The sequence below is a fragment of the Dyadobacter linearis genome, from assembly GCF_907165045.1.
GTDB classification, from domain to species: Bacteria; Bacteroidota; Bacteroidia; order Cytophagales; family Spirosomataceae; genus Dyadobacter; species Dyadobacter linearis.
This window is the reverse complement of the sequence record NZ_CAJRAU010000003.1, coordinates 481,725-503,822: the sequence shown is the minus strand read 5'-3', so window position 1 is coordinate 503,822 and position 22,098 is coordinate 481,725. Positions and strand designations below refer to the sequence as shown.

Sequence of the window (22,098 nt, the reverse complement as noted above, 5' to 3'; positions counted from 1 at the left end):
TCCCGGACGCATTTCAAGGAAACTAATCTATCTTTGAAATGCGTTATTTCCGGTACGGCCTTATTTGTTGTTATGAATTTCGAACTCACTTCCGAATACCAACCTACGGGCGATCAGCCCGTTGCAATCGATCAACTTGTTCAGGGAATAGAAGCGGGCGAACCGGCCCAGACACTGCTCGGTGTGACCGGCTCGGGTAAAACCTTTACCATTGCCAACGTAGTCAACCGCGTTCACAAACCTACCCTGGTATTGAGCCACAACAAAACACTGGCTGCACAGCTTTACGGCGAATTCAAGCAATTTTTTCCAAGTAATGCGGTAGAGTATTTTATCAGCTACTACGATTACTACCAGCCGGAAGCATTCATTTCCACCACCAATACATATATTGAAAAGGACCTGATGATCAATCAGGAAATTGAAAAACTGCGACTGCATACCGTGTCTTCGCTCATGAGCGGGCGGCGGGACGTAATCGTGGTGGCTTCTGTTTCCTGTATTTACGGCGCAGGAAACCCGCACGAATACAAAAAAAGCATTGTCAGCGCCAAGCTAGGCGATATTGTAAGTCGAAACCAGTTCCTTTTTCGGTTGGTAGAAATATTGTATAGCCGCACCGAGCTTGAATTTAACCGCGGAACGTTCCGGGTGAAAGGTGATACCGTAGATGTGTATCCCGGTTACGCCGATTTCGCTTACCGGTTTATATTTTTTGGCGATGAAATTGAGGCAATCCAGCGCATAGAACCGGAATCCGGAAAGAAAATTTCATCTGAGAAAGCGGTTGCCATTTTCCCTGCTAACCTTTTCGTGACGGGCCGCGATGTACTTAACCAATCAATAAAAGAGATTCAGGATGACCTGGTGACGCAGATCAAGTATTTCACTGCGGAGGGGAGATTGGCCGAGGCCGAGCGTGTGAAGGAGCGGACGGAATTTGATATGGAAATGATGCGGGAACTGGGTTATTGCTCAGGGATCGAAAATTACTCCCGCTACTTCGATCGCCGCCTGCCGGGCCAGCGGCCTTTCTGTCTGCTGGATTATTTCCCGGACGATTTTTTAATGGTAGTGGATGAAAGTCACGTGACGATGCCGCAGATCCGCGCGATGTGGGGCGGTGACCGTTCGAGAAAAGAGTCGCTTGTTGAATATGGTTTCAGGCTTCCTTCTGCATTGGATAACCGGCCGCTTACTTTCCAGGAATTCGAAGATATGACGCCGCAAACGATTTTTGTGAGTGCGACGCCTGCTGAATATGAGTTGAGAAAATCGGAAGGTGTTGTTGTTGAGCAGATTATCCGACCAACCGGACTTTTGGACCCGGAGATTGAAGTAAGGCCAAGCCTCAACCAGATTGACGACCTTTTGGAAGAAACAAACAAAAGGATCGCGATGGGTGACCGTGTACTGATCACCACTTTGACCAAAAGAATGGCCGAAGAGCTAAGCAAATACCTTGACCGCGTCGGAGTCAAATGCCGCTACATTCACTCGGAAGTGAAGGCTTTGGACCGCGTGGAGATATTGCGGGAGCTTCGGTTGGGTGTATTTGATGTATTGGTAGGTGTGAACCTGCTGCGCGAGGGGCTCGATTTACCCGAAGTGTCGCTTGTGGCCATTATGGATGCTGATAAAGAAGGATTTTTGAGAGATACCCGCTCGATGATCCAGACAATAGGCCGCGCCGCGCGTAATGATCGTGGGAAAGTAATCATGTACGCCGATGTCATGACGGGCTCCATGCAGCTCGCGATCGACGAGACGAATCGTCGCCGCAGCATTCAAATGGAGTATAATATTGAAAACGGTATTGTGCCGAGAACGATCCTGAAATCGAAAGAAGCGATCATGGAACAAACTTCCGTCGCTGACTCGAAAGTGCGTAAAGTGTACGTGGAACCGAGTGAAATCCGAATCGCTGCCGATCCTGTTGTGCAGTATATGGGTAAAAACGACCTGCAAAAACTCATCGCCGAAACGCAACGGAAAATGGAATCCGCCGCGAAAGATATGGACTTCCTAGAAGCAGCGAGACTACGCGACGAGCTGCTGCAATTGAAGGATCGGGCGAAGCAGGAGGCGTAATTTAGAATCTTAAATCTTCAAATTTCTTCGGATTTCTGCTTGTGTGAAATATGGAAGCAACATAAATAGTGTTGTCTTCTGTATCTAGCCAGTAGGCAATAAGATAGGGAAAGATTTTGAGTGGGGCGAATCGGAAGGGATTCTTGTACTTCATTGCGTATTTAAATGGATTGTCTGCTATCGAGTCCAAATAGTGCGCAAGCTCTTTTACGAATCTTTGTCCCAGTCCACTCTGCTGGGCATCGTAATATTCAAATGTCTCTGACAATTCTATCTCGGCACTTTCTAGAAACTCAAGGTTATAAAGACCCATACTTGCCTTTGATATCGTTCCAGGAGCGGGAAGTTATCTTACCATCTTCATATGCTTTTTTACGGCGAAGCAATTCCTCGTTTGTTTGATCGGAGACATCGACTTCATTTTCAAGCGCACTTCGGACTTGTATCTTTTCAAGTTCATTAAGCGACTTGATGACTTCCAGCAGTTGATTTAATGAGATATTTAGCGAAACCATTATTTGTTTCTTTTTTTACATAGATTGATTTCTATTCTACTAATATACAAAGTTTCACTTTTTATGATGCCAAATTCGCATTAGATCTTAGGATGGAAATTTGACCATTTCTGTATAAAACAATTTCAGCACTTCTTCCCAATTATTAACCCTCCGATATTTCTCGATCCCTGCATTGTGACCGGCCGAGAATAGAATCGGCGTTCCCTGGCAGTAATCAAGGTTTTTCAGGTGGTCGTCGATCAGGTAGTCAGTGTTGATCACGCGTTTATCTCCGCAAAAAACGATGTTTTTCCAGTGGATTGAGGGGAAATGTTCGTTTAGCCAATCGTGTTTTTCCAGAAGCGAATTGGGGAATTCCATTGCGGCAGAAACGATGAAAATATCAAAATGCTCCTGCAACTTCAGGATCGCCTCCTGTGCGCCGGCTATCACCGGTGCGTCACGAAAAAAGCCGGGTTTATATAACAGGCTTCTGGCTGCATCAGGATCCGGAAATGCCTGATCCTCAGGTATTCCGAGCATTGCCTCGCGCGCTACTTTTACTCCGAATGCTTTTTCATAAGCATTGATCCAATTGACTTCAATGTCCACAATGACATTGTCCATATCCACCGCTATTGATTTTCTATTCATCTTAATTTGCGTTTTATTGCAACAAAAGTAGAATATTGATGCAATATTTTGCAATGTTTGTTTTAAATAAATATTAAGTTTGCAGAAAGTTCGATGATGCTATGTTAAAGGAAGAGCGATTTAAAGTTATTCTCGATCGTCTTGTCAATGATCAAAAGGTATATCTGGCCGGACTAAGTGCACTGTTGAATGTATCTGAGGATACTGTCCGGCGGGATATTAAAGAGCTGGCAGACCAGGGACTACTAAAATCTGTTCGGGGAGGTGCAGTACCGCATGCTCCGGGACCGCACCATTTTCGTGACCGGATTTCCCACGATAAGGACCAGAAGCAGATCATTGCAAACAAAGCATTATCGTTTCTAAAAGACGGGCAGGTTGTCATTTTTGATGGAGGGACTTCTGCTATGCTTATCGCACAAGCATTGCCTAAGGATTTGAGGATCACCGTTGTTACGAACAGTTTTCCAATCGCTTCCTTGTTAGAGGAACATGAATTTGTTGAAGTACTCTTTGCCGGTGGGCGACTTTTGAAAAACTCCTTTGTTACAATCGGAAGCGATACCATTCAATTTTTGAAAAAGTTCAGGGCTGATATTTGCTTGCTTGGAATTTGCAGTATTCACAAAGAGTTGGGAGTAACCGGGCCGGATTATGAAGAAAGTGAAGTGAAAAGGACGATGATCCAGTCTTCACGCGAGATAATTGCACTCGCTACCGCAGAAAAACTCGAAACGGCCGAAGCCTTTTATATTTGCCCGACTGAGCGGTTGTCTGTCATTATCACCGATCAGCCGGGCGGGCAGGAAGCATTTAAAACGTATTCTGAGCTTGGAATTCAAATGGTTTGACCAGCCAGTCTATTCTTCTTTATCCGGCAAAACCTGTTCCGTTTTAAAGAAAGTATCGTCTATCGTTTTGGTTTCCTGATAGATAACATTGGAAAAGCCCAGCATAAAAGCGATAACAAATCGTCGCAGCCACTTGATGAGGCTGCGGAATATTATACCAATATCCATTTCCTGATTTTTTAAAATGAATAATTGCGTTTCCTGAAACAGAAACAGCATAAAAGTTGACTACAAGCATTACGCTCGCAGTATTTTGGGACAAAGCAGTTGCCCCGAATCAGGAAAATGAAGAATCAGACTGGTAAGAAGAACTTGTGCCTCCTTGTAACCTATTCATTTTCAGTAACTCAAATGAATAGGAAGCGAATTGTCGCGAGGCTGTATTAAAACGGGTCTCATTGAGGTTTGCAAAGCTGCGCTGCCTCGCAAGATGGATCTCAGCAGATTCTTTGAAGTCTTCAATTGTGGCCTTACTGTTCGATGCAGGCTGCTTGAACGCGACAATTGTACCGGCATTTCTGCTTCGGTGAGAATTAAAAAACTGCTCTGTCTGGCAAGCCGCGGCCCGATTATATCCCTGAAAGAAGCCGGATCCGGTTGATAAAATAACCAGGAATAACCACCTTAAAATGGTTCTGTTTGCGGGCAATATGTTTGAATGTGAATGCATTATCTCGGTCCCATTCTGATTGCCCCGTCGAGGCGGATCACCTCACCGTTCAGCATTGGATTTTCTACAATGGATTTGGCCAGCAACGCATATTCGGAAGGTCTTCCAAGGCGGGAGGGGAATGGTATCTGCTGCCCTAGTGACACGCGCGCCTCTTCGGGTAATCCCATCATTAACGGCGTTTCAAACAAGCCGGGGGCTATTGCCATAACCCGAATGCCAGATTTGGCAAGATCACGGGCGACAGGCAAAGTCATGCTAACAATCCCACCCTTACTAGCCGCATAAGCGACCTGCCCCATTTGTCCATCGTAAGCAGCTACGGAGGCTGTATTAATAATCACGCCGCGCTCTCCTTCCTCATTTGGCGAATTTTGTTCCATTGCAAAAGCCGCCAGGCGCATGACGTTAAAAGTGCCGATCAGGTTTGTGCGGATGGTTTTTTCGAATAATTCAAAAGAATGCGGGCCGTAAATGCCCTCTGATTTACCGACTATTTTCCGGGCAGGTGCAACGCCAGCGCAGTTCACAACAATATCAATTTTCCCAAACTGAGCAATTGCAAAGTCGACGGCGGTTTTTACCTCAGTTTCACTGGAAACATCGGTTTTAATGAATTTGATTTTTCCATCAAACGATTCTTCCAATGCAGTGCCCGCCGCTTCATTCAGATCTAGGATCACCGCATTTGCGCCAGCCTCCACAAACAAACGGGCGGTAGCCTCTCCCAATCCGGAGGCTCCGCCCGTTATGAATGCAATAGCATTTTTTAATTGCATGATGTTATCTTTTCAAAATATGTTCTGGAATAGGATGTTCTTCCAGGAACTTGCGGGCGCGCGCTGCTTTCTCGACAGCCGCTTTGGGAAGAGGTAAGTTATCCAATGAAGGATCATATGTGATTTTCCCCCGAAATAAACCCTGCTTTTCTTTTTCACTCGTCCTCATAACATGACTTTTTATTTGTCGAATTTAAGCGTTTTTCCTAATTAAAAAACCGGTGTATCTGCCCGACCTTGTAAAAGGAAACCATTCATCATCTTGCCTTCCATAAATAACGAATTCTTTGCTGCCCATATCGAGGCAGTTATTAATCACAGCCTGATATAATCGCGTTTTCGCGGGAGTGTTTCCGGCAAAATAGATCGTTGCGACTGGATTCATTTCAAAAAATTCGTAGATCGCATTGATGACAGTCGCCATAACACGTTCCATATCTCCATTATCGGTAACTGGCAGATCGCTATAATCCGAAATATTCGGATCATAGTCGAGTAAAGCAAGGTTATATGATGTCCGTCCGATTGGCACAAATGCAATCTGTTTTTGAAAACATCCTCTTTTTCCAACACTCTCAAAATAAAAGCGCTTCGCATCAGCACTGACAATCAGATCATAACCGTCTTTATTCATCAGCTCACTACCTCGATCTTCACCTTCAACAAAAACTCATCCATTTCAATTTCACTCGCTTCTCCATTTAGATCACTGACCAAATTGAGATCCAGCGCCTGTACTTCCTGGCAGATGTATTCTTTGTTGGCAGTCACGGCGCTTGCGAGCAGGCTGTCGTTATTTTGTAAGGTAATGCGGATCTTGTCAGTAACCTCAAAGCCGCTGTCTTTTCGCAGATTCTGAACACGGTTGACAAAATCGCGCGCTATTCCTTCGAGACGAAGTTCGTCGGTGACGGTAATATCCAGCGCGACGGTCAAGCCGCCTTCGCTCGCTACAAGCCAGCCCGGAACGTCTTCGGCGATGATCTCGACGTCGGTCAACGCAATAGCGATCGGGCCGCTTGCTGCTTGCAGATTAATGGTCGAGTTTTTCTCAATATCCTTGATCTGAGCTTCATCCATAGCGGAAATAGCAGCTGCTACTTCCTTCATTTTTGGCCCAAACTTCGGTCCCAAAGTTTTGAAATTCGGTTTGATCTTCTTTTTCAGGATACCACTGTCATCGTGCACGAATTCAACGGTTTTCACATTGACTTCCGTCAGGATAATGCCAGTTACCTGCTCGATCTGGCGTTTTGTGTTGTCACTCAAAACAGGGATCAATATCTTGGAAAGCGGCTGACGAACTTTCAGCTTATGTCCCTTGCGGATCGAATGCACCAGCGAACTGATTGATTGTGCCAGTTCCATCGACTGTTCCAGATCGGTATCCACATATTCCGTCTCGATTTTCGGCCAGTAGGTCAGGTGCACCGATTCGTATTTGTAATCAGTACCGTGCTGAACAGCCAGCTCGCGGTCGCCATCGGTCAGGTTTTTATACAACCATTCCGCGAAAAACGGCGCGATAGGTGACATTAGCTGGGATACCGTAACCAAACAATGCTGCAAAGTTTCGTAAGCAGCTCTTTTATCGTCGGTTAAGCCGGTACCCTGGTCCTGCGAAGGATTCCAGAAACGACGACGGTTTAACCGGATATACCAGTTGGAAAGCTGATCAGTCACAAAATCCTGAACCAAACGGCCGGCTTTTGTCGGGTTATAATCGTCAAATTGCTCGCCTACTTCCTTGATCAGTGTATTCAGTTTGGACAAGATCCACCGGTCCAGCTCCGTACGTTTTTCAATAGGAACAGAGGTTGCTTCGTGGAATTCATAACCATCCAGATTCGCATAGAGCGCGAAGAAATTATAGGTATTGACCAGCGTTCCGAAAAATTTGCGCTGTACTTCACCAATACCATCAATATTGAACTTCAAATTATCCCACGGTTCCGCATTGGTGATCATGTACCAGCGTGTCGCGTCGGGGCCGTAGTGCGCCAGGGTCGAGAACGGATCCACCGCATTGCCCAGGCGTTTCGACATTTTATTGCCGTTTTTATCCAAAACCAAACCCGTCGAAACTACATTTTTGAATGCAACAGAATCGAACAGCATTCCGGCGATCGCGTGCAATGTAAAGAACCAGCCGCGCGTCTGATCCACACCTTCGGAAATGAAATCGGCCGGATAACTTTTGTCAAATATCTCCTGATTTTCAAAAGGATAGTGCCACTGCGCGTAAGGCATTGCGCCGGAATCAAACCACACATCGATCAGGTCCGGCTCACGGTGCATGACGTGACCTTTTTTGGAAACCAATACAATATCGTCTACATAAGGTCTGTGCAGATCGTATTCTCCGTGTTCCAGTTTTTGCAGATATTCAGAATTGTGAAACGCCTGCTCACGTGTCAGATGCCCTGAAATGATCGCCTCTTCGAGCAGGTCTTTCAACTCTTCAATCGAGCCTACGCAAACTTCGTCGCCATAATCATTGCGCCAGATCGGCAGCGGGGTACCCCAATAGCGCGAGCGCGACAGGTTCCAGTCAACCAGATTTTCGAGCCAGTTACCAAAGCGGCCTGTTCCCGTACTTTCCGGTTTCCAGTTAATAGTTTTGTTGAGTTCTACCAGCCTGTCTTTCATGGCAGTAGTTTTGATAAACCAGCTGTCGAGCGGGTAGTAAAGCACAGGTTTATCTGTCCGCCAGCAATGTGGGTACGGGTGTTCGTATTTCTCAACCTTAAATGCTTTGCCTTCTTCTTTGAGCCTGATCGCGATCAATACATCGGTAGCACGGAATTCAGGATCATTTTGCTCTTCTTCCGAATAATATTCAGGTTTGACAAAACGTCCCGCGTAATCTGTTATCTCTTTCACAAAACGGCCGCGACGATCCACGATCGGCACTTCTTTGCCATTCTCATCTTTCACCATGATCGCAGGGATACCGTTTGCCTGCGCTACCCGGAAATCGTCCGCACCGAAAGTAGGGGAGGTATGTACTACACCGGTACCATCTTCGGTCGTAACAAAATCGCCAAGGATAACCCGGAAAGCGGGTTTTTCCGACGGTCCAACGGTCGGCTGCACAAAGGGCATTAACTGTTCGTATTCAATACCTTCCAGCTCACGACCTTTAAATTCTTTCAAAATGCGCCACGGGAGCAGCTTTTTATCACTCGCCGCGTAGCCTTCGAAGTCGCCTTTCTGACCTTTTTCACTAAAATATTTACCCAACAGATCCTTGGCCAATATCACAGCAACCGGCTCGTGGGTGTAAGGATTGAAAGTTTCAACCAATGCATAGGTAATATTCGCACCGACCGTCAATGCCGAATTGGCCGGCAAAGTCCAGGGTGTTGTAGTCCAGGCCAGTATCCGGATATCCAGATCAGAGAAATCAGCCAAAACTTCCGAAGGCTTAGCCTTGAACATCGCCACGATCGTCGTGTCCTTCACATCCTTATAAGTCCCGGGCATATTCAGCTCGTGGGACGAAAGGCCGGTTCCGGCGGCCGGGGAGTATGGTTGGATCGTATAACCTTTGTAAAGCAAACCTTTGTCGTACAGCTTTTTAAGCAGGTTCCAGAGGCTTTCTATATATTCACTTTTATAAGTAATGTAAGGATCTTCCAGGTCGACCCAATAGCCCATTTTCTCGGTCAGGTCGTTCCATTGATCGGTAAATTTCATGACGGTCTGGCGGCATTTTTCGTTATATTCTGCCACCGAGATCGTCTTCCCGATATCTTCTTTTGTAATGCCTAGTTCTTTTTCAACCTGCAATTCAACGGGTAAACCGTGCGTATCCCAGCCTCCTTTGCGTTTTACCTGAAACCCCTGCAACGTTTTGTAGCGGCAAAAAATATCCTTGATCGAGCGCGCCATCACGTGGTGAATGCCCGGCGTACCGTTTGCAGAAGGCGGACCTTCGAAAAAAGTAAAACTCTTTGCGCCCTCGCGGGTTTCAACAGAAGCGTCGAATATCTTTTTGTCTTTCCAGAACTGCAATATATCGTCGCCGATCTTTGGATAACTCAGGTTCTTATATTCGTTGTATTTCATGATAGCAATTTGCTGTTAGCCTTTGGCTAGTAGCCAGTCGTGTAATAAGCGGTTTCCGTTCCCGCTTTTTGAATTTTTTGGAGTGCAAAATTACGGATTTTTTTCTGCTAAATTGGTCGCGGTACTTGTAATGAATGTGCTGACTATTATATTATTTTAGCGTCAACCTCACTGCAAAAAATCAAATGGAACTTCTGGTTGTGGGACATTACAAATGCGGTGATGCACATGCAGCCGGGAAGTGTGAGCCCGGGGATTAAGAAATATGAATTTGACCAATTTGTTTCCGGTGAAAAAAGTTAGCATTACTTTCGTATCTTGATTCAGTCTAATTAAGAAAGCGAGGGATTAATGAAAAAACTGATTGGCAAACTTCACCTCTACTTGGGGCTCATTTCCGGGGCGCTGGTTTTCGTAATAGCTATTACAGGCTGCATTCTCGCATTTGAGCAGGAAATCAAGGCAGTTACGCAGCCTTATATGTTTGTTGAAGGCCAGAAAGAGGGCAAATTGTTGCCGCCCTCTGTTTTAGCGGCCGAGGCTGAAAAGTTGCTTCCCGGTAAGAAAGCAAACGGGGTTCTCTACGATGTGCCGGGCAGAAATGCGCAGGTCGGTTTTTATAATATTGATCCCGAATACTATTATGTAGCGTACCTGAACCCATTCACGGGGAAAGTGGCGAAGGTTTGGGACGAGGATGGGGATTTCTTTCATTTTATACTCCACGGGCACTATTATCTCTGGTTACCCGAAAAGATTGGCCAGCCGGTGGTGGCTTCGGCGACGCTCATATTTTTTGTGATGATGATCAGCGGGCTGGTACTCTGGTGGCCTAAAAATAAAGCTGCATCCAAACAGCGTTTTTCGATCAAATGGAATGCAGCCTGGCGTCGGAAAAACTATGACCTGCACAATGTGCTGGGTTTTTATATTATGACAATCGGCGTAATTCTCTCGCTGACGGGCCTAGTCTGGGGATTTCAGTGGTTTTCTCAGGGTGTATACACAGCCACAGGAGGAGAGGGTTCCGACGTTTACTATAACCCAACTTCGGATACCACGCTGGTCAATGCAGTCGCCGGGCCGAAGCAGGCGACGGATCGCGCCTGGTATGCTTTGCAGCAGGAATATCCTAAATATGCGACACTGAATATCTCGTTCGCGAATCTGCCTTCCGAGTCAATTTTCTCTTATGTGAATTTCCGGGAAGGGACTTATTACAATGTGGATTACAATTATTTTGACCAATATACCCTTAAAAAGATCAAGGCGACCGGGCCTTACAGTGGCAAATACAGCGAGGCTAATCTGGCTCAAACCTTGCGCCGGATGAACTATGATATTCACGTTGGCGCTATATTGGGATTGCCGGGTAAAATATTAATGTTTCTGGCTAGTCTGGTCTGCGCTTCTTTGCCAGTAACCGGGTTTCTGATCTGGTGGGGACGCAGGAACAAAGCACCACGCCCGGTTCGCAAAAGTATGCGTCGCGCCAGACGCGATTTGGTAACGCGATAGTCGGATTATTTTTTCTGATAAATACGTACATAATCTACTTCAAACCTGGCAGGAAAATCAGTTCCCGACGGATCACCTCCATTATCTCCACCGACAGCCAGGTCCAGCAATACATAATGCGGCTGGTGAAATGGCTTGATATCCTTGTTTTTAGCATTCACGGCTTTGGAAAGATCCTGTGAAGTAAGGAGCAGATCGTCGACGTACAGCTTAATGGAATCTTCATCCCAATCCATTCTCCAAACGTGGAATTTATCCGCCCATTTCGGGTCTTCGAAGGTGTTTAAAGGCTTTTTAACCGAATTCCATATTGGCTTGTACTGTTCATTAGAACCCCAGGCAACATTGGCCAGCAGCATATCCCGGTAATATTCCATGATATCGATCTCTCCGTTATCCGGCCAGCGACCTTTTATTCCCAGTGTCCAGAAAGCAGGCCAGAGCCCGGCGCGGGTATCGATTTTAGCCCGGATCTCAAACCTTCCATATTGCCAGCTTTTGCTTTTTTTAGTAGTCAAACTCGCCGAAGTATATGCTGCGAATTCCCGATTTTCTTTCCAATTGTTGCTTCCTGCTTTATAATCCGGGTTTTTGACCTTTTCTTTTTTAGCCTCAATAATTAAAAGTCCGCCTTTGCAATACGCGTTTTCAGCCTGGTACCACTGCAATTCTTCATTTCTGACAAAACCCTTTTCCGGCTCCCAGATCTTTGGATCGGGTGCGCCTTCACTGTCAAATTCATCAGCCCAAACCAATTTCCATTGCGCAAAAGAAGGAACCGCAAATACTGTCAGCAGCGCGGCGAGTACGATATTTTTCATATTTGAAGTGATATTTGGAACCGTTTGCACGGGTGTACCTATTAACTAATAAGGCGAAAGCGGATTTTATTTAACCAACTTTCCCTTCTTTTGTTAGTAAGCAAAAAGTTGCTGATTCCTCAGATTGGCAGCGAAAAGTAGATTCAAATGAGTAAAATATTAGATACTGCCCGCAAAGCCGGATTGGATGGTTTCATGCTTGCGTTACTCAGCATGATATTGCTGGCCTGGCTCTGGCCGGAGCCCGGGATGAAAGAAAGTCCGGTCCCGCTTTCCGAGATTTCCACCTATGCGGTTTCTGTCATTTTCTTCTTTTACGGTTTGCGGTTGAGTCCGGATAAGCTGCGCGAAGGGCTGACGAACTGGCGGCTGCATGTGATGGTACATCTGTCTACGTTCTTGCTTTTTCCTCTTGTCGCGCTGGCTTTCAAGCCTTTGTTTCAAGGCGAAGAGAATCATACTTTGTGGTTAGGCATTTTCTTTCTGACAGTACTTCCTTCGACGGTTTCATCTTCTGTGGTGATGGTTTCCATTGCAAAAGGCAATATTCCGGCGGCTATATTCAACGCTAGCATATCGAGCCTGATCGGCGTTTTCCTGACGCCGCTTTGGATGGGAATGGTACTGGAAACCGGCGCGGGGCAATTTGACCTCCTTTCAGTGGTCGGAAAGCTGGCTTTGCAAGTACTACTTCCGGTATTTGCAGGTATACTGTTGAACAAGCGGTGGGGATATTTTGCCGAAAAAAACAAAAAGTATATCCGCTATTTCGACCAATCGTCTATTTTGCTGATCGTATACACTTCTTTTTGCGAGTCTTTTGGCGAAAACCTGTTTAGCTCGCTTGGATTGAAAGATATTGTATTTTTAGGAATGGGAATGCTGGCACTGTTTTTCGCCATTTATTTCCTGCTGACATTTATCAGTAATCTATTAAAATTCAGTCACGAAGATAAGGTAACAGCCGTTTTTTGTGGCTCGAAAAAGTCGCTGGTGCAGGGAGCGGTTATGTCAAAAGTGCTTTTCGCAGGCCCGCAGGCGGGTATAATGTTGCTGCCGATTATGATTTACCATGCATTACAACTGATCGCAGCCAGTATTATCGCCCAGCGACTGGCGCAGGAGGCGGAAACAGAGAGGAGTTTTTAACTTAATACCCTATTCAATGCGATTGATTTCCTGGTTTGTGCGCGTGCTTGTATTGATTCTGTTGATAGCGGGGTTAAATTCATTATGGTCTAATTTCAGGACCGGGAACTGGGCGCCCGACTGGTTTGGGATGGAGGATAAAACGCAGACTACCCATACTATTGTGTTGCAGGAGATCAGCGCGATGGGCAAGCTGGAACTGGTTAAATACAATTTCAAAGATGTGGTCGAGCGCGAAAAGGTCAAGATGTTTTTGCCCAATGCGAAAGCGGTATTGATCGTGCAGGGAGAAGCGATCGGTTGCATTGATCTGACACTGGTGGATATTGCGGATATTTCTTCGGAAGACGAATACCTGGTGGTCAATATGCCTGAGCCTGAGCTTTGTGTTTTTAAGATCGACCATAGCAAATCCAAGATATACAATACCGAATATGCATTCAATGAAGAGGGAAAGCTGGTGGAGGAAGCCTACAAGCAGGCCGAAAAACAGATTATGAAATCCGCCCAGGATATGGGGATTTTGGAACAAACCAAAGTGAATGCACGTAAAATTCTGACTCCTGTTCTTGAAAAAGCTTCGGGGAAAAAAGTGATATTGAAATTTCCAATGAATACAGAGATCGAAAAATTGCGCTAACTATTTCGCCACAAACCCTTTACAATGGACAGAAAAGGATTTCTTACAACAGAAGAACTCAGAAGTAAAACAGTGGAAGGGTTGATTGATACGATCGTCGTTGGTTTTACCGATCATTATGGCCGGTTAATGGGAAAGCGTGTCGATTCGGAATATTTTCTGGATTCGGTATTGGAAGACGGTACGCACGGCTGCAACTACCTGTTAACCACGGATATTGCGATGGAACCTGTGCCTGGTTACAAATATGCAAACTGGGAGTTGGGTTATGGCGATTTTCATCTGGTACCCGATCTGAAAACGCTCCGAATAGCAGATTGGCTTGAAAAAACGGCGCTTGTGATCTGTGATGTTCACAATGATAAATCGCACCAGCTCGAATCGATCGCGCCCAGATCTATTCTCAAAAAGCAGCTGGACAACTTGCAGTCAGACGGAATGGACTGTTTCGCCGCTTCGGAACTCGAATATTATCTTCTTGAAAATACCTATAAACAAGCTTTTGAACAAGGCTACCAAAATCTCTCGCCGGCTGGGTATTACCTTGAAGATTACCACATTATGCAGGGAACGCGGAATGAGAAATTCACTTCTGCGGCGAGGAAGCATTTGAAAAAGTCAGGCATTCCAATCGAAACTTCCAAAGGTGAGTGGGGAATGGGCCAGCATGAGCTGAATGTGAAATATGCCGACGTACTTTCGATGGCCGATAACCACGTTGTGTACAAGCAATGCATGAAAGAAGTGGCTGACGCAATGGGACTTTCGGTCACTTTTATGGCCAAGTTCGCCACTGATCAGGCGGGTTCCAGCAGTCATATTCACATGAGTTTGTGGAAAGATGGTGAAAATGCATTTGTAGGTAATCAGGCGATCGGCCCGGTACAAGGCTCTGATCTGTTTCGCTGGTTTCTTGGCGGCTGGATCAGGCATGTACCCGATGTAATGCCTTTTTACGCCCCGACTGTAAATTCTTACAAAAGGTTCGTCGACGGCTCCTGGGCACCCACTCGGCTGGCCTGGAGTTACGATAACCGCACTGCCGGCTTCCGGGTGGTAGGAAGTGGGAAAAGCCTGCGCATTGAATGCCGCATTCCCGGCGCCGATTGTAATCCGTACCTCGCCTTTGCCGCGTCGCTCGCTTCCGGGCTCAACGGTATCAAAAATAAGATCGAGCCGCCGGAATGTTTCGAAGGCGATATTTACGCAGCCGCCCATTTGCCACGGGTTCCATATACATTATCAGAGGCAGTCAACATATTTGAGCAAAACGAATTTGCCAAAAACACATTCGGCAAAGAAGTAGTAGAACATTACACCCACTTTTTCCGAAACGAACAAAAGGCGTACGATACGTCCGTAACGGACTGGGAGCGGAAACGGTATTTTGAGCAGATATAGAGGAAGCAATGATTACACACACTACAATAGATAATGGCAGATACATTTTCACAGATTTATCTTCAATTTGTTTTTAGCGTAAAAGGCAGACAGAGTTTGATACCCAAGGAAAACAAAGAGGAATTACACAAATATCTGACAGGGTTAGTCCAGAATCGCAAGGCAAAAATGTTGGCGGTGCATTGTATGCCCGATCATGTGCACATTTTTGTTGGTTTTAAACCAGTTATTTCGATTTCGGACTTTGTGAAGGAAATTAAGGTAGAAAGCAACGAATTCATTAATGCGAAAGGCTGGACAAGGTTTAAGTTTGCCTGGCAGGAGGGTTATGGAGTTTTTTCCTATTCGCATTCACACATTAATTCAGTGGTGAATTATATTTTAAACCAGGAAGAACACCATCGGAAAAAGTCATTTCAAGAGGAATACAAGGAGTTTTTAGAAAAATTTCAGATCCCGCATAAAAGTGAGTATCTATTCGAATTTTTAGAGTGATGTGGGATGAGGTTTGGTGCTGAAAGCATTAGGAGTGAAAACAGGGGGCTCCTCCGGAGCCAGGCTTGATTTGGAACGGGTTGTTCTAGAAACAGGGGGCTCCTCAGGAGCCGGCATGATCGGATGCGGGTTGTTCTAGAAACAGGGGGCTCCTCCGGAGCCGGCTTGATCGGATGCGGGTTGTTCTAGAAACAGGGGGCTCCTCAGGAGCCGGCATGATCGGATGCGGGTTATTCTAGAAACAGGGGGCTCCTCCGGAGCCTGGCTTGATTTGGTGTGGGGTTGTTCTAGAAACAGGGGGCTCCTCAGGAGCCGGCTTGATCGGATGCGGGTTGTTCTAGAAACAGGGGGCTCCTCCGGAGCCAGGCTTGATTTGGTGCGGGTTGTTCTAGAAACAGGAGGCTCCCCGGAGCCGGCATGATCGGATGCGGGTTGTTCTAGAAACAGGGGGCTCCTCCGGAGCCTGGCTTGATTTGGTGCGGGTTGTTCTAGAAACAGGGGCTCCTCCGGAGCCTGGCTTGATTTGGTGTGGGGTTGTTCTAGAAACAGGGGGTTCCTCCGGAGCCAGGTGTGACTTGGAGCGGGGCTATTCTAGAAACAGGGGGCTCCTCCGAAGCCACGGATCGCCCCGGAGGGGCTTCCTGTTTCTAGAAACGGCGATGATATTTTTTGTTTTCGGCCCCGGCGGGGCCTCCTGTTTCTAGAACCAGCCTAATGCATGTTGGTCGTTTTTGGCCCCAGCGGGGCCTCCTGTTCGCGAACATTATTGATTTGCATTGGCTCGGAATGTGATGTTAGAAAATTTGCCAAAAATAATTGCTCAAAAATCATTCATTGAATCAATTTCCGCGGGTCCATTTGATACTCAATTACCATAAATAATTTTCACCCTATTAAAACAAACACAATGCGGTTAGAAAATAAGGTCGCACTCATTACAGGCGGAAGCGGCGGGATCGGCCGCGAGACGGCTCTTTTATTTGCAAAAGAAGGAGCGAAGATTGTTGTCACAGATGTAAATGACGCTGCGGGTCAGGAAACGGCAGATGAAATCGTGCAAGCCGGAGGAGAGGCTTTTTTCTTACATTCCGACGTTTCAAAAGCTGCTGACTGTGAGGCTGCCGTCGCTTTTACGGAAGAGAAATTCGGTAAGCTGAATGTCATTTTCAACAACGCCGGGATTATGCACAGCGACGATGACAATGCCATGACGACCGAAGAATCTGTCTGGGACCTGACGATGAATATCAATGCAAAGGGTGTGTTTTTGGGGTGTAAATATGGTATTCCTGCATTGCAAAGAGCAGGCGGCGGTTCGATTATCAATACTGCTTCCTTCGTTGCGATATTGGGTGCAGCAACTCCGCAAATAGCTTATACAGCCAGTAAAGGCGCTGTTTTAGCATTAACCAGGGAACTCGCGATCATTCACGCCCGGGAGAATATTCGCGTAAATGCATTGTGCCCAGGACCGCTTCGGACAGAGCTTTTGATGAAATTTCTAAATACCGAAGAAAAGAAACAACGCCGCCTGGTACATATCCCGATGGGCCGCTTCGGCGAAGCCAAAGAAATGGCCTACGCCGCCCTGTTCCTCGCTTCCGACGAAGCATCCTTCGTAACCGGCACTGATTTTCTGGTCGACGGAGGAATTACTTCCGCCTACGTAACGCCGGTGTGAGGGAGGAGGAAAGGGAGGAAGGAGGAAGGATTTTCCTTTACTACCAATTTCTTTTCCTCCCTTTCATCCCCTTCCTCCCTTTCCTCCCCAATCCCTTCCTCCATCCTCCATTCCTCCATTTCTCCCTTTAAAAAATAATGACACTTCAAAAAACGATAAGTCCGATTGACGGCTCGGTATATGTGGAACGCATGTTAGCTGATGCTGTGGCTGTGGAAAATGCTTTAAATAAGGCTGTTGTGGCTCAGAAGGAATGGCGTAAAACTTCGCTGGCTGAGCGTGCGGCTGTTTGCCTGAAAGCGGTTGAGTACTTCCTCGATAATGCCGATGAGATCGGATTGGAGCTGACCTGGCAGATGGGGCGGCCGGTCCGGTATACTGCAAATGAGATCCGGAAAGGATTTCAGGAGCGCGCAAAATATATGATCTCCGTCGCTGAAACGGCGCTTTCGGATGTGGAAGTGGAAGAAATTCCGGGGTTCAAACGATTCATTCGCCGTGATCCGCTGGGCGTTGTGTTTGTGGTTGCTCCGTGGAATTATCCCTATCTGACCTCCGTCAATTCCGTCATTCCGGCGATTATGTCGGGTAACGCGGTGATTTTGAAACATGCGCAGCAAACACCCCTTTGCGCCGAGCGTTATGCGGCAGCATTTGAATATGCAGGCTTGCCGGAAGGTGTGTTTCAATATCTGCATTTAAGTCACGAGCAGGTGGCGCAGGTCATCGGCGATCAACGTGTTGATTATGTCGCGTTTACGGGTTCAGTCGAGGGTGGGCACGCGGTGCAGCAGGCGATTAACGCGCGATTTATTGTGGGAGGATTGGAGCTCGGCGGGAAAGATCCGGCTTATGTGCGGGCAGATGCAAATCTTGCGGATGCAGTCGAAAATCTGGTCGATGGATCGTTCTTTAATTCAGGTCAATCCTGCTGCGGTATTGAGCGTATTTATGTGCATAAGGATATATATAAAGAGTTTGTGGCTGAATTTGTAAAGTTGACCCAGACCTACAAACTGGGCGATCCGCTGGATCAGGAAACTACTTTGGGCCCAATGGTACGGACTGCCGCTGCCGATTTTGCCAAAAAACAAATTGACGAAGCGGTTGCGCAGGGAGCTACTGCATTGATCGATACGGATCTTTTCCCGTCGCATCAGGCCGGCACTCCTTATTTCGCGCCCCAGGTTTTGGTAAATGTCGACCATTCGATGGAGATCATGACCGAAGAAACCTTTGCGCCGGTTGTGGGAATTATGTCTGTGCGTGATGATAATGAGGCGATTAGATTGATGAATGATAGTCAATACGGGCTTACGGCTTCCATCTGGACCTCAGATATTGATACTGCCCTCGTGCTGGGTGAGCAGGTTGAAACCGGTACATTCTTCATGAACCGCTGCGATTATCTTGACCCTGCATTGGCTTGGACGGGCGTAAAAAATTCAGGACGTGGCTGCACGCTTTCGACGATTGGATATGAAGCCTTAACCCGCCCCAAATCCTTCCATTTAAAGATAAATAGCTGATATACAATGAAAGTAGGGCTGCTGGAGTGTGATCATGTGCGCGACGATCTGCTGCATATTGCGGGTGATTACCGGCAAATGTTCCCGGCATTGTTCACGCAGGTTGCGCCGGATTGGGAGTTTACTTTCTATGACGTTTGCAATGGAAATTTCCCGAAATCTGTGGCTGAATGCGACCTGTATATTTGTACGGGGTCAAAATATTCAGTTTACGATGAGGAGCCGTGGATTTTGCGGTTAAAGGATTTCCTAAAGGAGATTTACGATTCTGGAAAAAAGTACGCTGGAATCTGCTTTGGACATCAAATGCTGGCGGAGGCATTGGGTGGTAAAGTGGAAAAAGGAAGCCCGGGCTGGTGTGTCGGTGTGCATGAATTTTCGCTAATCGGGTCCGCAGATTGGATTGATCCACAAAAAAATAACTTTAACCTGCTGATGATGTGCCAGGATCAGGTAGTAACGATGCCGGAAGGAAGTGTATTACTGGCGCAAACTCCCGATTGTCCCGTTGGAATGTTCCAGGTGGGCGGCAATATGATTGGTATTCAAGCACATCCGGAATTTCCTAAGCGTTATAACCAGGCGTTAATGGAATTGCGGATCGAGAGAATAGGAGCGGGGAAAGTCCATTTGGGTATTGCCAGCCTTGCATTACATACCGACGAACTGCTGATTGCAGGCTGGATAAAGAATTTTGCTGCGCTATGAAGTAGTCGGATGTATGCTTATTTTTAACCCGACATTATTTCAAGAATCACTTTTCTCAATGACTGAAAGCACTGTTTCTCCCCGGCAAATACTTAGTTCGCATCAAACGAACCAGAAAATCAGAAGGATTGCCTTTCAGATATATGAAAATAATTTTGAAGAGCCGGGCGTAATTATCGCTGGAATTTCAGGAGAGGGTTATGCATTCGCGGCAATCCTCGCAAGGGAATTACGCGAGATTGCCCCTTTCCAGGTTGATTTGATCGAATTGCGCTTTGATAAGCACCTTCACCACCAGAGCCCGATCCTTTTTGACAAAGAAATACAAATCGAAAATCGAGTGATCATCATCGCCGACGATGTACTCAATACTGGCCGGACACTTGCTTTTGCATTGGAGCCTTTTCTGAAAGTACCGATGAAAAAATTGCAGGTGGCCGTGATTGTCAACCGCAGCCACCATTTATTTCCTATTCATGCCGACTATGTGGGCTATTCACTGAGCACTACATTAACTGAGCACGTAAAAGTAGTGCTCAGCAAAGAAGGCGAGGAAGGTGTATATCTGAAATAAATCTCAGGTATACACCCTTCTCAATTTGACATTTTCTACCGGACGGATAATCAGCGGTACTTTCTCAATTTTCACTGAGCTGCTGTCCAGACCAAACCATTTGTCTTCCGGCGTGGTGAAATCTTTCACAAAAAAGTAAGTTTTCATTACCAGCTGTTCAAAAAGCGGCAGGTCGTTTTCAAACGAAAGAAATCTTTCTAATACTACAAAACGGAAATCCCCCGTAATATTCTGCTTGCTCAAAGACTCGTAGCGACTGGTAATATCCACTTCCTTATTCATAACCATATCTTCCACAACCTTACGGAAAAACATATTGATCCGCTGATCGACCCTGAAACCGAGCCGGAAATTGATTTTGATAACATTATCGTTATTGTCGTCGTCGGACAATACTTTGTACTCCATTGTGTACGGATCATCGGTAATGTCGACGTGAATGAACCAATATACGTCGGCTCGTTTTGGTCTTTTCTGGAAAATAGAATAGATCACTTTCGTCTCAATTTCCGTCGCCCGCGAGGCATTTGTCATAAAGACCAAATGCGTGGTATATTTTGGGATACTGATATCGCGGCTGAGCTCATGGAGTGCAGGCAGATATTTTTCCAGTTTGGTATATTCGGTAAGTCTTAATTTAATGTAAAAAGCTCTTAACCAGACCGTCATCAAACCCGCTACAATTGTTCCCACCATAATCGTAAACCAGCCTCCGTGCAGGAATTTGGCAAGGTTAGCACCCAGGAACATTCCCTCAATGCACAGATAAAGCAGCATGAACGCAATGACAATCCAGAGGTTTACCCTTTTCAGATAGAGGTAATAGGAGAATAATATGGTTGTCATGATCATGGTCAGTGTAATCGCCAGACCATAAGCCGCTTCCATATTGGATGATTGCCGGAAATACAAAACAACGCCGCTGCAACCGAGCCATAGTAACCAGTTGATACTCGGAACATAAAGCTGGCCTTTCTGGTCACTTGGGTAATTAAGCCTAACTTTTGGCCAGAAATTCAGACGGATCGCTTCGGAAATCAATGTAAATGAGCCGGTTATAACAGCCTGGCTTGCGATAATCGCTGCTAATGTAGCGATCACCACACCTGGCAGCAGCCACCATTCAGGCATGATTTCATAAAACGGTTTTCTTGCTGCGAGCAGGTTTCCCATTTCTGTGATCAGCCACGCGCCCTGGCCGAAGTAGTTGAGCAGCAGGCATATTTTAACAAAAATCCAACTGATCCGGATATTCTCGCGACCACAATGTCCCAGATCCGAATACAGGGCCTCGGCACCTGTCGTGCACAGAAAAACGGCGCCTAATATCCAGAAACCCTCCGGGTGGCCGGTGATCAGATTGAATCCGTAGACAGGATTAAGCGCCTTTAATATTTCGGGATGAATCAAAATCTGGTTCAAACCCAGTACACCCAGCATCACAAACCAGGTCACCATCAGCGGCCCGAATGCGCGCCCGACAACCTTCGTACCAAATGCCTGGATCACGAAAATCAGCGTCAGGATACTAATTACGATAGGTATTGTCTGGATGTTGGGGTAAATAAGTTGTAGACCTTCAACTGCGGAGGAAACCGAAATAGGTGGCGTAATAATACCGTCGGCGAGCAGGGTACTACCGCCAATAATGGCCGGGACGGTGAGCCACTTCGCATGCTTTCGAACCAATGCATATAATGCAAAAATCCCGCCTTCACCTCTGTTATCGGCTCGCAGGATCAGGATTACGTATTTGATTGTGGTTTGGAGCGTGAGTGTCCAGAATATGCAGGATATCGCTCCGTAAATGATTTCCTCGGTAATGCGTTCATTCATGATGATCGCCTGCATTACGTAGAGCGGGGAGGTACCAATATCCCCGTAGATAATGCCGAATGCAACCAGCACCCCGGCTGCAGTAACCTTGTCAACTTTGTGCTTTGATTCCATCCATTTGTTAAAAAACAGC

At 46.4% G+C, this 22,098-nt stretch carries 22 protein-coding genes; 11 read left to right on the top strand and 11 right to left on the bottom strand.

Translation table 11 applies throughout. The features are described from left to right. The first annotated feature begins 72 nt into the window (after positions 1-72). On the top strand, positions 73-2,091 hold the full coding sequence (gene uvrB, locus KOD92_RS12585) for an excinuclease ABC subunit UvrB (RefSeq protein WP_215233921.1): 2,019 nt from the start codon (positions 73-75) through the stop codon (positions 2,089-2,091). A gap of 1 nt (position 2,092) precedes the next feature. On the opposite strand, the gene KOD92_RS27715 is transcribed toward uvrB, so the two are convergent. The 3 genes from KOD92_RS27715 to KOD92_RS12570 form a co-directional block, all read right to left on the bottom strand. Then, positions 2,093-2,404, bottom strand: a complete 312-nt coding sequence (locus KOD92_RS27715) for a type II toxin-antitoxin system RelE/ParE family toxin (protein WP_215233920.1) — start codon at positions 2,402-2,404, stop codon at positions 2,093-2,095. After that, positions 2,391-2,606: an addiction module protein gene (locus KOD92_RS12575; protein ID WP_215233919.1), complete on the bottom strand. Its 216-nt coding sequence runs from the start codon at positions 2,604-2,606 to the stop codon at positions 2,391-2,393. The genes KOD92_RS27715 and KOD92_RS12575 overlap by 14 nt, the downstream gene beginning before the upstream one ends. Before the next feature lie 87 nt (positions 2,607-2,693). Beyond that, complete coding sequence (locus tag KOD92_RS12570) at positions 2,694-3,242, bottom strand: 5' nucleotidase, NT5C type (protein ID WP_215233918.1); 549 nt, start codon at positions 3,240-3,242, stop codon at positions 2,694-2,696. Between the two features lie 101 nt (positions 3,243-3,343). Here KOD92_RS12570 and KOD92_RS12565 point away from each other — a divergent pair, with 101 nt between their 5' ends. Beyond that, positions 3,344-4,093, top strand: a complete 750-nt coding sequence (locus KOD92_RS12565) for a DeoR/GlpR family DNA-binding transcription regulator (RefSeq protein WP_215233917.1) — start codon at positions 3,344-3,346, stop codon at positions 4,091-4,093. A gap of 9 nt (positions 4,094-4,102) precedes the next feature. Here KOD92_RS12565 and KOD92_RS12560 read toward each other — a convergent pair whose 3' ends face one another. The 6 genes from KOD92_RS12560 to ileS all read right to left on the bottom strand — a co-directional run bounded on the left by KOD92_RS12560 (position 4,103) and on the right by ileS (position 9,613). Continuing rightward, on the bottom strand, positions 4,103-4,261 hold the full coding sequence (locus KOD92_RS12560) for a hypothetical protein (protein WP_215233916.1): 159 nt from the start codon (positions 4,259-4,261) through the stop codon (positions 4,103-4,105). Between the two features lie 109 nt (positions 4,262-4,370). Then, positions 4,371-4,763 carry a hypothetical protein gene (locus tag KOD92_RS12555; RefSeq protein ID WP_215233915.1) on the bottom strand — a complete coding sequence of 131 codons (393 nt, stop codon included), beginning with the start codon at positions 4,761-4,763 and terminating at the stop codon, positions 4,371-4,373. After that, positions 4,763-5,542, bottom strand: coding sequence for a 3-hydroxyacyl-CoA dehydrogenase (locus KOD92_RS12550; protein WP_215233914.1), 780 nt, complete (start codon positions 5,540-5,542; stop codon positions 4,763-4,765). The genes KOD92_RS12555 and KOD92_RS12550 overlap by 1 nt, the downstream gene beginning before the upstream one ends. Positions 5,543-5,546: 4 nt before the next feature. Then, positions 5,547-5,711, bottom strand: a complete 165-nt coding sequence (locus KOD92_RS12545; protein WP_215233913.1) for a hypothetical protein — start codon at positions 5,709-5,711, stop codon at positions 5,547-5,549. A 24-nt stretch (positions 5,712-5,735) separates the two neighbouring features. Then, on the bottom strand, positions 5,736-6,176 hold the full coding sequence (locus KOD92_RS12540) for a DUF6934 family protein (protein ID WP_215233912.1): 441 nt from the start codon (positions 6,174-6,176) through the stop codon (positions 5,736-5,738). Further along, positions 6,176-9,613 (bottom strand): isoleucine--tRNA ligase, encoded by a 3,438-nt coding sequence (gene ileS / locus KOD92_RS12535; protein ID WP_215233911.1) that lies wholly within the window; start codon positions 9,611-9,613, stop codon positions 6,176-6,178. The genes KOD92_RS12540 and ileS overlap by 1 nt, the downstream gene beginning before the upstream one ends. Positions 9,614-9,964: 351 nt before the next feature. On the opposite strand from ileS, the gene KOD92_RS12530 reads away from it, so the two are divergent. Beyond that, complete coding sequence (locus KOD92_RS12530; protein ID WP_215233910.1) at positions 9,965-11,131, top strand: PepSY-associated TM helix domain-containing protein; 1,167 nt, start codon at positions 9,965-9,967, stop codon at positions 11,129-11,131. 5 nt (positions 11,132-11,136) lie between these two features. On the opposite strand, the gene KOD92_RS12525 is transcribed toward KOD92_RS12530, so the two are convergent. Continuing rightward, positions 11,137-11,952 carry a glycoside hydrolase family 16 protein gene (locus KOD92_RS12525; protein ID WP_215233909.1) on the bottom strand — a complete coding sequence of 272 codons (816 nt, stop codon included), beginning with the start codon at positions 11,950-11,952 and terminating at the stop codon, positions 11,137-11,139. A 147-nt stretch (positions 11,953-12,099) separates the two neighbouring features. On the opposite strand from KOD92_RS12525, the gene KOD92_RS12520 reads away from it, so the two are divergent. From KOD92_RS12520 to KOD92_RS12485, 8 genes are all read left to right on the top strand, one after another. After that, positions 12,100-13,101 (top strand): bile acid:sodium symporter family protein, encoded by a 1,002-nt coding sequence (locus KOD92_RS12520; RefSeq protein WP_215233908.1) that lies wholly within the window; start codon positions 12,100-12,102, stop codon positions 13,099-13,101. 16 nt (positions 13,102-13,117) lie between these two features. After that, positions 13,118-13,741, top strand: coding sequence for a DUF4230 domain-containing protein (locus tag KOD92_RS12515; RefSeq protein WP_215233907.1), 624 nt, complete (start codon positions 13,118-13,120; stop codon positions 13,739-13,741). A 24-nt stretch (positions 13,742-13,765) separates the two neighbouring features. Continuing rightward, a complete protein-coding gene (locus tag KOD92_RS12510) occupies positions 13,766-15,142 on the top strand; it encodes a glutamine synthetase family protein (RefSeq protein ID WP_215233906.1) in 1,377 nt (458 codons plus the stop codon). A 33-nt stretch (positions 15,143-15,175) separates the two neighbouring features. After that, positions 15,176-15,637 (top strand): IS200/IS605 family transposase, encoded by a 462-nt coding sequence (gene tnpA / locus KOD92_RS12505; protein ID WP_215233905.1) that lies wholly within the window; start codon positions 15,176-15,178, stop codon positions 15,635-15,637. A gap of 907 nt (positions 15,638-16,544) precedes the next feature. Next, positions 16,545-17,318: a glucose 1-dehydrogenase gene (locus tag KOD92_RS12500; RefSeq protein ID WP_215233904.1), complete on the top strand. Its 774-nt coding sequence runs from the start codon at positions 16,545-16,547 to the stop codon at positions 17,316-17,318. A gap of 137 nt (positions 17,319-17,455) precedes the next feature. After that, entirely contained in the window at positions 17,456-18,847 is a 1,392-nt protein-coding gene (locus KOD92_RS12495) for an aldehyde dehydrogenase family protein (protein ID WP_215233903.1), read from the top strand. Positions 18,848-18,853: 6 nt separating this feature from the next. After that, complete coding sequence (locus tag KOD92_RS12490; RefSeq protein WP_215233902.1) at positions 18,854-19,555, top strand: glutamine amidotransferase-related protein; 702 nt, start codon at positions 18,854-18,856, stop codon at positions 19,553-19,555. A gap of 58 nt (positions 19,556-19,613) precedes the next feature. Further along, positions 19,614-20,129 carry a phosphoribosyltransferase family protein gene (locus tag KOD92_RS12485; protein WP_215233901.1) on the top strand — a complete coding sequence of 172 codons (516 nt, stop codon included), beginning with the start codon at positions 19,614-19,616 and terminating at the stop codon, positions 20,127-20,129. A 3-nt stretch (positions 20,130-20,132) separates the two neighbouring features. Here KOD92_RS12485 and KOD92_RS12480 read toward each other — a convergent pair whose 3' ends face one another. Then, positions 20,133-22,079 carry a KUP/HAK/KT family potassium transporter gene (locus KOD92_RS12480; protein WP_215233900.1) on the bottom strand — a complete coding sequence of 649 codons (1,947 nt, stop codon included), beginning with the start codon at positions 22,077-22,079 and terminating at the stop codon, positions 20,133-20,135. Between the last annotated feature and the right edge of the window lie 19 nt (positions 22,080-22,098).